1 protein-coding gene is annotated in these 12,756 nt (G+C 43.3%); it reads left to right on the forward strand.

What is annotated here, in order from left to right; all coding sequences use genetic code 11:
* Nucleotides 1-103: 103 nt before the first annotated feature.
* Nucleotides 104-12,756, forward strand: a 12,653-nt coding sequence (locus B7992_RS15430) for a calcium-binding protein (protein ID WP_141100503.1), incomplete at its 3' end; no start/stop codon positions are given.

Here is a 12,756-nt window from a genome sequence, read left to right on the forward strand (position 1 = left end):
GCGAATGTCAACAAAAAAGGGTGGCGAAGCCACCCACACATGTTGATGAAGAGCCTTTAAAGTTGATGGTGTTGAAAAATCTATCCCTGAAATTGTTGCTGCCTTGCAGAATTATTGGGCTAAATGCTCTTTTGCTGTAAGTGGTGCCGTTCAGCAGGTTCAAGGCGGAAACAGTTATCAAATTGATTTTTCTAGGGTGCAGAACCTATTTAGCTTGATTCAGGGAAGTTCTACGGGAGGGGTGCTGAAATCGCTCACTGTTGGTGACAAAATCGAAAACGAAACCTGTGTATTGGGTAATAGCAAACAAGAAGCGACATCCTTGTTCCTGACTTTCGTGCCCAATATTGACATAATTAATGAAAGCCTTGATTTTGGGTTGCTAAATCTTTCTGGATTGACCGTGGAATCATCTATTTCTGTCGAATTGAAAGTTTTTGTCGATGCCTCTGGCAACCTATGTTTTGATGATTTTTCCCTTGATGAGTTTAAACTTGATGTCAAAAAAACGAATATTTCAGGTACAGTAAATCTTGGACTTTTCAATGCAGAAATTACGAATGGGAATTTTTTACTTAGCATTGAAAAGAATGCTAGTACTGATTTGCAAACGAATGTGTCGTTCAATTTCGATTCTGCCCAACTAAAGTCTGGCAGCGTAAATGTTTTGTCGTTGCCGGTAAAGAATGGTGAAAGTGGTGTCGTAGTACCCTATACCTTTAAATATGATGGGGTGCAAAACAACTGGGATGTTCCCATAGAATTGAAAAAGTATACGTCACTTTCTGGAGAGACTCTTGTTAACCAGGTTCAGATATATCTTAATTCCTTGCAGACGACACTGCGCTCTGCTATAGAAGATCGCTTGAAATTAGATTTTCTGGGTGACTCCGCCGATAAGATTGTTGATATAATAGATAAGGTGGAAAAGGTTGTTTATGGGGGTTATAAAGAAGGTGATGAAACTGTTTTTGTTGCGGGCTTGCTAAAAAAAGTTGATGCGACTTATCAGAAAAATTTTGATAGCGTTGAGTCCTTTGTAACGCTGTTCAATACCCTTTGGGCTGAATTTCTTGGCGTTTCTAATGTATGTTCAATGAAATATGTCGGTGAAAATCTGCAACAATACTCTTTTGTTGATGAAGGCGCAATGGAAATTCCTGCGGATTTCCAGTTGAAAAATTACTTGATTGCATTTAACTTAGGTTTTGGGCTAGATAAGTATATTGAATTGAACTTGTCGAAATCCTTGGGCTCGTCGTTTGCCAATGTTTCAACAGAAGGTGTTGCAAAAATAAGTGGCAATGCGGGCCTTCAATTCACGCTGAGTATAGAGTTTGAAGCTGAATTGTTGGGCAAAACAACAACACTTGGCGAAATTGGTTTCGAAAACCATGACTTTAGCGATGAAAAATATTTTTATTTAGAAGATAACAATCTGTTTGCTTTGAACAATGATTTGTCTTTTAACTTGATTGATTCTGGCAAGAATTCTTTGGGAATTGTAGCGGCGACAGTAGGCAAAGTTAAAGAAAAAATAGGTGATTCTTCTTGGAATGTAAGTGTTACGGGCTTTTCACTTGATTATTCGGAGGATAACCGAATCCTTATTATAGGCAATCAAGAATTTGATGTTGTAGGTTCAGAATCTGATATCGCTTTTTTGAGTTTAGGCCTTACCAATACAAATTTGCAAACGACTGTTGAAAAAACTATTAGTGATTCCTGGACAGAAATTTCATTCGATGTCTATGCATCTAATTCGACGGAACCGATTGCCTTTCAGGTGACGAAGAATGAACTAAATCGTCTTTCTTCTGAGGGAATAATCCTTGCTACTGATTTAAAGGGGCAATTGAATGAATTCCTTTCTTTGCAGTTGTCAGATTCTGAAAGCGATGAAATACAAACTTGGTCCAACAAGTATGGCTTGTATGTATTGGATGTAAAAGATTTGGGTGATGGAAATAAAAAAATTCGCTTTGCCTGTGATAATTCTCGGTTATTGCGCAAAACCGACTCGTCTGCAAGTGCGACATATAAGATAAAGGATGGTGAATCATACAACTATTTACGGATGTCGAGCGTTCTGCGCGCAACTGCTGAGAAAAGTGATGGAAACGAATATGCGGTCTTTAAGAAAGATGGAGTGACGTATTTCTACAATTTGGAATCCAATCAATATTCCGGTAGTGAGGCTGATAATAAAATTTCTGATATAAATTCATTTTTATCAGGGCATGGTTTAACAAACTGTTTTAATGTTTCCAAAATAGATATAGGGACAGACCAATTCTCTATTACAGTTTCTGGAAAACCTGTGGTAGATACAAGTAACAATTCTGTTACAAAGCCCAATGTTGCCAAAGTTTCCCATAATGTAATTTCTATCAATGCAAAGAAAGACAATGTCGATAATATTGTGCTTGTTGATACGGCTGGTTGTTTAACGGCTTCGAACTTGGCTGTTGTTATCCGGGATGCATTCAAGGCGAACGAATTGTTGAATGATAACTATGTCAAGTCCGTTTCTTTCGAGAATGATACCCTTGTATTAACAACAGCAAGCGATGTCGTTGTTGAAAGTTCGCTGTTTGGTAATACACCTTATTTTTCCCTTGATGACGTGAAAATCAAAAACGCTCAAAGTGACAGATCAGTTGATTTTGAAAGCGATTTAGGCAATTTATCGAGTTCAACGACTCTTTCGGAATTGGTGAGTGCGATTAATTCCTATCTTAACCCAGAATCGGAACAGTCGGAATGTTTAGGTGTTACACTACTCTATTGCGACAATGACGGGACTGAAAATACAGAGAACTGGGATCATTTGGAATTTAGAAGCGCCAGCGCGTTTTCGATAGAATCGATGTACCAAAGTAAGGCGCTGGAAAAACTCGGCTTTTCGTCGGGAACAGCTTTTAAATATAAAGAAAATGATTATCGCATTGTAGGTAGCACCTTGCTCGGATGTGACTGGTCCAAGCAGATTTCTTTTGCTGAGAATGCAGAACTGAAAGTGTATGCGAATGCGTCTTTCTCTATTGTGCATAGCGAAGAAGATGTTCAAAATCCTGCGGTTGTTAAGGCGTCACTTGGCTTTGTGGGCGTTGAACTTGATGTTACTGGCCAGTTGGATGTCCACGCCTCGTTTGGCCTTGAATTGTTTGAAAATTCTATTGCTGAAGAGCCCGTTGCGTTACGATATAAACTGATTCCAGAGTTTACAGTTGGCGATGTCGAGGGAAATCCAAACAACGCATTATCCTTCGATATAAAGGTAGATGGACTTGGTTTGGGTGAAAATCCAACAACGGTTGGTTCCGGTAATGTGTCGCTCAGCTATGATTTAGAGAATGGCTTTGAGACTGCGACGAGCTACTCCATGGAAGAGGGCTTCGGAAGCCTTTCGGATTATTTTTCTTCGTTCTCGGTTGAAAAACTATATACAGCCTTAGACTCGCTCGCAAAGAGAATTGCAGAATCGGTAGATGGGTCGAATCAAAAAATACCGGTTATTAATAAGTCCGTTAGCGATATGGTGAATGTCGCAAACGACATTCGTGATGTAATAAGCAAACTGCGCAGAAGTAATATTACGAGTTTCCAGGAATTAAATGCATTCTTGGTTAAGGCCTTTAGAGATTGCGGAATTTCAATCCCAGCTTCATGTGAAAAAATATTTGAGATTCATATTGGCGAGGGGACTCAATATAATTTGCTTTTGAATCTTAATTTCGAAAAAGAGTTCTCTTCTGTCCAGAAATTTCATTTTGGAGGAACCACTTGCGGAATAAGTGGAAATGCCGATTTGAATGTTCAGGGAAAATTCTGGCTTGATTTTTCTGCAAAAGTAAATATCAGCAGCAACTCCTTTGATTTGCAACTGACGGATGCAATAAAATTTGGTGCAGATGTAAACATTGTCGGTGAAAAGCTGTCGTTCAACTTGGGAATAGATAGCACGGATAGCAGTTTGTTGGCCAATTTGATAACGGTCGGCTCTAATAGCTCGAACGCGTTCGTTGTTGCCCAAGCAAGTTTGGTTGGGAAATATGGAAATGAAAACGACGGTTTTGCAACCTGGGATATGTCGGCAAAGCCTGAGGTGACATTACCTGTTGCTGTTTATGGTGTTCTTCCGATTAGCGCCTGCAATTATTCCTTGGGTGAAATATCTTTTGGAAAATTAAATGGTGGCGCAGTCATATCCTATACGGATTTGAATGAGGCTCAATCAACATTTAACACTAATCTGTCTGCTTACAAGAATTCTTGGCTGACGTCATCAACGGAACCAGATTGTCCGTCTCAGGCTATTGATGTCTCAAAGGCTGATTTTGGTTTCGATTTGTTAGGGACGGAACAAGAAACCTCAACGGTCACAAATGTATTTGCAGTTGATATGAGCAAGGTTTACCAAGAGTTAGGTAAATTGAGTGACCTGGAAAATATGGACTGGTTTGATAAAATCAAACTGGCCGTGACAGGGCTGAATACGCTGTTTGATACTTTAGAATCAAGTTTGAACAGCAATCTGGCGAAGAATATAAAGTCTGTCCCTGTAGTAGGAGATACTCTTAGCACGGGTGTTGATTTCTTGAGCAGGTTGAAGGATTCTGTCTTGGATCCGTTCTCGCAGTTTGTCTATGAATCGACTGGCCTAACAGCAGAAATGGTCGCTCGTCAGATGAATTCGCTTTTTGGAGAATACCTTATTGAAGACAATACAAATCTTTCTGTGTTAGATGGTTCAACATGGTCACGTCTTGACAATAAGAGCTATTATCGTTCTGGGAATAAAGAGGCGGAATGGTTCTTCAGACTTGGTGGGGAATATGATTATGGTCAAGGAATTGGCTTTGATTTTGGATTCCCCGGATTAAGTTTAGATGCAACTGGAGGACTTAACCTTAAGCTGAATTGGTCTCTTGAATTTGGATTCGGAGTGTCCGAAGACAATGGCTTCTATCTGATTTTGGGCGACCAAAATGAGATTGATGTCTCTGCTGTGATTGACTTTGATAAAACGTCTATCAATGGTTCCTTGGCTGGTTTGGGAATGTCATTGTCAATGACTGATGCATGGGCCTTGTTGAATTTTGGAATTGATTTAGGTGATGGATACGATGAAAAATTTAGCTTGACTCACGCAAGAGAATCCCTTGTAAGAGATAATGAATCCGGGAATGTTGAAAAAAGTGATGTGGGTGAACTTGAAAAGTATGGACGGGTCGACCTTGTTCGCGTTATAGGAAATTTGCCGACCTTTAATTATGAAGCATATATTCATGTTCAAGCAGACATTTCTGTTGGAATTTCGAAAGATGTGGCTGGAAACACCCCTAAATTCCCGACTATTGGGGGAAAATTCGTCTTTGAAGCTGGAAAACTACTGAGTGATGAATCCTTCGAGATTGATGCTCTCGGCTTCCATGAAATGAATATTGAATTGGGCTCGTTTGTCAATGGAGTCCTGGGACCGATTGTCTCGAAAATTCAACAGGTTGTGGAACCTTTAAAGCCCCTTATTGATTTTTTGACAACGCCTTTCCCCGTACTTGATGACTTGGGAATTGTGATTACCCCGCTTGACTTGGCAAAGCAATATAGCAAGGGTAAATTTGATGATAGCATGATTTATGCTATAAAAGACTTGATTGCGTTGAGTGAAAAAATAACTCAATTTGGTGATAAAAATATTCTCTTTGATATTGGAAATTTGGATTTGATACGAAAAAGTGATGTGTTAGGAAAGAATAGCGATGCGGAATTATTTATCAAAGGGGAGTCAAATGTGCAACAGTTTGGAAATTTGTTGTCAAGTGGTTATTTGGCTTTAGAATCTGATTCACAGCAACAAATATCCTCGGCTCTTTCTGGAAATGGCTTGAATGTAGGAAATGGAAACTGGACTTTTATTTGGGACAATCCTAGCGATATTTTCAAGCTTTTGCTAGGCCAAGATATTACACTTGTGCATTATAACATGCCCAAGTTGAGTTTCGATTTCGATTGGGATACGTTTATCAGAATTTGGGGGCCATTGGGCGCCCGTCTTGGTGTAGCTTTCAATGCAAGTATTGACCTTGCGTTCGGTTATGATACCTTGGGCATCCGCCAGTGGGTGGGTAGCGACTATAAGGACTATGGTCGATTGTTAAACGGTTTTTATGTTGATGACTTGGATGAAAAAGGAAACGATAAGAACGAACTCTCGTTCTATGGTGGCTTGACTGCTGCGGCAGAACTCAACGCTGGTGTAAGTGCAGGAGTCGGCGGCGGTGTTGGCATTAATGTCGGATTTAATCTTTATGATCCGAATAAAGATGGCAAAATACGTTTGAATGAAATCTCAGAATTGTTCAAGAGTGAAGGCCTTTTTGGATTCTTCGATGTGAATGGTGCCATTACAGCTAAGTTGTATGCTTATGTAGATTTACTTTTCTATACCAAGAAGTGGAATATTACTGACGATATAACTCTGTTTGAGTTCGAGTTCAAACACAAAACTGCTCCGGTAATGATTTCAAAATCGGGTGATGATGTTGTTGCGAATATTGGTTCTAATGCATCGAGCCGTGTATCTACTGATGATTTTAATAAGACTCTAGATGATGGTGATGAAACACTTGTTGTAACAATTAAGAGTGGGACGGAAATTTGGTATGATAAAGAGCATCATGAAAGTGTTTCTGGAGAAGGTAAATTTATTGTCAATGCTGAAAAGGGCAATGACAAGGTGATTGTCACATCTGTTGATGATGCCAATTTTGACATAGAAATCAACGGCGGTGATGGCGATGACTACATAGACCTTTCTGGATTGACTCTTGGGGCTGGGCACTATGTCCTTATTACAGGTGGTGCAGGAAAAGACACTATTATCGGTGCAACAGGATTGAATGTTATCTTCGGCGATTCGTATGCTGTTCCCCCAAAAGTTGAGTTTAAAAATGGGAAATTAAAAATTTCTGCAGAAGCGAATGTTGACGCTGATAGGTCTGGTGGCGATATTATTCTTGGCGGCTCTGATCGGGATTTTATATTCGGCGGTGCCGGAGATGACCAGATTGATGGCGGCGATAGTGCCGACTTCATCTTTGGTGATGGTGGGCGAATTGTATATGAAAAAACTGAATCTAAAGGCGAACAATGGACTGTTGACCGCACCGATATCAGCCTAGATGGGGGTAAGGATACGCTCATTGGTGGAGATGGCGATGATGTAATTTATGGCGGTGGCGGTGATGACCATATTGATGGTGGTGCCGGTGATGATTTAATTTATGGTGAAAAAGGCCATGACCGCATTATGGGTGGTTCGGATGATGACACCATCCATGGTGGCGAAGGTATGGATATTATCTTTGGCGACAGAATAAATAATACCCCGCTGAATCTTGCTGCGCCCTTTGCTGTTGATACAACGAACAAGACGGCAGCATTTAGCCAGGAATTTATAGATGCTCAGTTCAAAAAGAATGATGTAAAGGATACTGAAATAAATGAAAATGAGTTTAAGATAAAGGTTGATAAGAGTGCCGACTATTATAAAAATTATACCGAGGAAATCAAGAATAAAATTAATAACGAAGGTATTCTTAATTCTTCCAGTGATACATTAACAGAAGATAATTTTGGTAGTGATTTTATCTACGGCGACGACGGTAACGACCTTCTCTTCGGCGATGACGGCAGTGATACAAATAAAAATGGCGGAGCCGATAAGATTTTCGGCGGTATTGGCAACGACATCATCGACGGCGATGGTGGTGCCGATACCATCAGCGGCGGTATTGATAACGACTTGATTTATGGCGGTGCCGGTGACGACATTATTGACGGTGGTGCTGGGAACGATATGCTGTATGGCGACAATGGTGTGACGGATTACCAGCTGTCGTCGATTGCCGATGGAAATGAATTGACCGCTCAACCCGGTGTTGATGACAAGATTGTCTTTGGTGATAACTATGGCTTACATGGCAAGATATATGCCAATGCAAAATCACAGACGACGGGCGGCAACGACAAGATAACTACTGGCCCGGGTATGGACTTTGTGGACGGACAGCGCGGCAGCGACAAGGTGTTCGTAAACTTGATGGGCGACAGCACCACCAACTATGCCAATGTGACGGATTCCGGTGAAGATGAAGGGGAAATTAATACTCTCACGGTTGAAGGGACAGAAAATAATGACTTGCTGCTGATGCGCCGTAGCACAGATGGAAAATTGGGCTTTGTTGCCTTGTTGCCTAATTCAGGTGTCGACAGCTCAATGAATTCTAACATTGAACGGGTAAATTTCACCAGGAATGTGAATGCGGTAAACCTGAATGCCAATGGTGGCGATGATAAAATCTTTGTTGATGGCACGGCGAAGAAAACCAACATTGACGCTGGTGCCGGGGACGATGAAATTCATATCGGGCAGGTTTATAAATCCAAGCGCGATGGCGGTGATTACGCCGAAGTCGCTGAAGATGACCATTTTGAAACCGTCGAGACGGATGACGGTCTTTTCTTAAGCACAGGTGTCACGAAAGATACCTCGCTGAATGTAGAAGGTGGGCTAGGTACAGACAATTTTATTTCCTTGAACAATGTCGGTCGCTTGAGCATGAATGGTGGTCGAGGAAACGATAACTTTACCATTTATGGATTCAGCGATGTCAATGGCGACGTTATCGAGAAGGGGAGTAATTCCATTGATGGTGGAGAAGGTGATGACTCGCTGTTTGTTCGTGGAACCAATGGTGATGATACTGTTGTCGTGACCAAGGATGGAACCCTTAGTAACATGGTAGGTGTAAAGGCTGCCGGAGTAGAAAAGACCACTTTCGATGCGGCTGGCGGTGACGACATGTTCTATGTGCTTGGAAGCCGGGAAGACCAGGTGACGGAACTGAACGGTGGCAAGGGTAATGATACCTTCACCACGGGCGGCCTTGACGAAGACAAGGTTCTTCGCAATTCAGAAACGGACGGTCAGGCGTGCTATGTTGAATACGAAGTCTTGACTAGTGATGGACTTGACGCAACCCAGCAGGCGGCCCGAGATACGGCTTTCGATACCGCAAAGGTAATTGCGGATAAGTTTAACATTGTTGATACAAGTAATGTTCCCGCCGTATTTATTACGGATTCAGATAACCGTATTTGCTCGGATATATCAATAAACGAGGGGACTGCAAGCGATTTCTATGTTCGCTATGCGGGCGATATTAAGGGCGGTTCAATCAAGGTAACTCTCGGTGCTCCTATTCTTTCGAATACGGCTTTTATGCAAGGCGACCGAGGTGCAATGATTGCCTTAGTTGATGATAGCGAAAATGTAGTCAGTTACGGCGAAACAGTTTCGTTTACGTTCGACAGTTCGCACCAAAGTTTCCATATAAGGATTATCGCCTTTAATGACAGGCTTGCTGAAACGGAATCCGTCAAGTCGGTTTCTGTGGAAAGTTTCTGGACCCGTACCGAGCAAAACAAAAGTTTGACATCTGCCCTAAGCGCTTCTGTGTCTGCTCTTGCTGTAACAGTTGGCAAGAGTGCCGATTCTGCATCGAATCAGTTGCTCTGCTATTCTGAGGAATTCCTGTATACGGGAAGCCCTGTTCAGCTTGGAGAGTGGGCGAAGAGGCTTCCGCAAGGCTACACGATGCAGGTGTTTGCCGTTGGTGAAGATGGTGTAAAATCCTCTACGCTGAATACTACGACGGGTCTCCTGACGATAAATGATCCAAATTGCAAAGGAAAAACTCTTGTAGTAAATGTCCGTTCAAATTCCATGCGAATTGACGGTTCCAAGGCCATACTGGCATACGACGAAATTCTGTCACTGACGGTTAAATATAATGGCAAAGATGTTCCTGTGGCGGGAACTACCCCAAATACTACAGGAATTTACTACAAGCAAAACGGCAATGTGCTGGTGTTCTATAATGCCGACAATAATCGTTTTGTCACATTGCACGGAACACTGACTGTAACTGGAACGATAGCTTCTTCGACAAATTCCGCTAGCGAACCTCCTGCAACGCCAACGGAACCCCAGAATATGTCTCCTGCCGTTGTCGTAAGCAGCCATGCAGATACTCTTGTCGAATATGCAAGCGATAGTCACAATTCTGTCCAATGTTCTGTTGGACTAAATCAGACTGTTGCTGCAGGGAAGACTGTTTATGTGAAGGTTAGTACGAAGGACCTTGCTTTTGCAAAGGATGTTCTCGAACAGAATGGATCGCTTAAGAAAAATAAGCAGGTAACATTATCTGCTGAAGGAGTGACGCCGGAGTCCGATGGCAGCCTGATTCTAGCCTTTACCAGCGAGAAGACTACCTATACTGTGACTGTTTCTGCCATTGCCGATGCATACAGGGAAGATTACGGGCTTACGACGGTTACGGCTGGGAACGACAAGACTATAGCCGAAATTGATGGCCCTGTCTATGCCTATGGTGAAGGTAAGAGCATCGACGTGGATTTGGATAATCCCGAATTGCTGAAATACGAACACAAGATTCAGGCAAGTACGCAGAATGTTGACGCAAGCGATTATAACGAAAAGAACAATTACGATATGGGCTCCCTCTTTGTTGCACGGAGTGTGGCAGGAAATGTTGTCTCTATCGCCTTGTCTGATAATCAGGACTTGTATGCTTCCATTTTTGAAAAACTTGAAATGGATGTGACAGATGAAGCAACATTTTTTAAGAAAACCCTCAAGTTTATTCCGACTGGAGCGGGAACCGTTGAAGAATCTGGATGGTTCCAAATTGAGGATTGCTCCATTGCGGATGGTGTTGTCACCCTGACTCTGAATGACGCATGTGGTGATTTCAGTGAGTCAAACTCGAAGATAATGCTTTCTGGCAACAAGGATTACCTGTTCCAGGATGAGGCGACTATGGTTGACCGCCTGTTTGTGAACAACCAGGATGATAAAAATGCCAAGACCAGTTCGCTGAATGCGTTTACGTCGATGACATCGGGTAGTAGTATGGTTGTAGAGGCTGAAAATCAGGTGCCTGATTTTGATGCCCACGCAGTGCGTTTCAACCATAGTGACCTTGCTGCGGAAGGTATCACCGCCGCCCAGATGGAATATGCCGAATACAACCTGGGTTCGGGTTCCGATACGGTAAATGTGAACAAGACTATCTACCGCGAGGACGGCTTCCAGACATTTACCGTGGTAAATACTGGTTCGGGCGCTACTGGTGGAGACTCTACGGACGATACCGTGAACGTAAACAGCTATGCCGAAGAGACCGCTACAGTCATTGCTTCGGGAACATCGGCTATTCTTTCGGAACTAGCCGATAATGGTGGCGTAACATATAACTATGCACTTACAGGAAGCGCTGAGGCGCTTGTCGAAGCGATGGGTGCCCTTGACGAATCTGAAAAGATTTACGTAGATGCTATGCTGAGCGACGGCACCACCCAACGCCGCGAAGTAACTGCATTGGAAGTAGCCTATTTCACTGTTGATCGCGCCTTCACGCTTGCTAGCGGCGTTTCCGTTGTCTCGGTAAGCTTCAAACATGGCTACAGCGGTGACGGCCAGCTGGTCATCAACGCACAGTCGGGCCATGACCGTATTGACGCATCGAGTACAAATGTAACTCGCAACGACATGGTTGTTTTCGGTGGTCTCGGTGACGATACCATAAACATGAACTGTGGCGGCATAGCCTTCGGTGACCGTGGCCAGGTCCTTTATAATAATGGTCAGGTAAATGGCGTAGATGTTGGCGATACGGTGCTCGGCTCTACGGTTGGCGATATTGATGCAGAAAATCCAGTGTTCATTGACGACTATACCACTGGAATCGGCAAGACTCCGGGACGTACTGCCGATGAACAAGGCAATCCAGTACACCGTCTACAGACAGATGGCGTGAACCGCGATGCTTATCGCATTCAGTCGGTAGATGCCGAAAAAGGTGGCACCGACATGATTAAGGTCGGAGGCACGAATAGTGTCGTTGTCGGCGGTGCCAAGAACGATGTAATAGTCATCGGTGGCGACAAGAATGTTGCCCTTGGTGATAATGGACGTGTTACGTACAATAATGCTGAAAATGACGAGACTGTTTATGGAGATAAGCTTGGTCTTGGCATGCACCTTGTTGAAACGACTAACGACAACGTTGGTGGAGTCGATAACATTGTTATTGCAGGCGACAAGAACGTTGCCATGGGCGGTTTCGCCGGGGACTCTATCCGTATTACCGGTTCCGACAACGTTGCAATCGGCGACGGCGGTCGATATACCGTTACACCGGAACGTCTCTATGCAGAGAGCAAGAACGAAGGGGATGGCGGCCAGGACTACATCAGTACTGGAGACGGAAAGAACGCTATCATTGGTGGAACCGATAAAGACACAATCCGCACAGGTGCAGGCAACGACGCCATTGTAGGCGACGGTGGCAAGGTCATTATGGACCTTGAGCGCAATGCGTTGATGGTCACCAACGAGGGCTTCAACGTGGGCGAGGACCTGGGAACAGCCGGAGCCGATGACATCGACGCTGGTGACGGTGACAATGTCATCTTCGGAGGCCTTGGCAATGACAATATTCGTACCGGGAGAGGGAAGGATGTTGTGTTCGGCGACAATGGCTTTGCGACATTCAGGGGCAACGCCTCGGAAGCTCTGTCGCAGGTTCACGATACACTGGCCGTCCCTGAAATCCGCAACGAGGCTACCCTTTCGTTCAATTTCGTGGGTAACTCGCAGAC

Origin of the sequence: Fibrobacter sp. UWH1, assembly GCF_002210365.1 — a bacterium.
Classification (GTDB): Bacteria; Fibrobacterota; Fibrobacteria; order Fibrobacterales; family Fibrobacteraceae; genus Fibrobacter.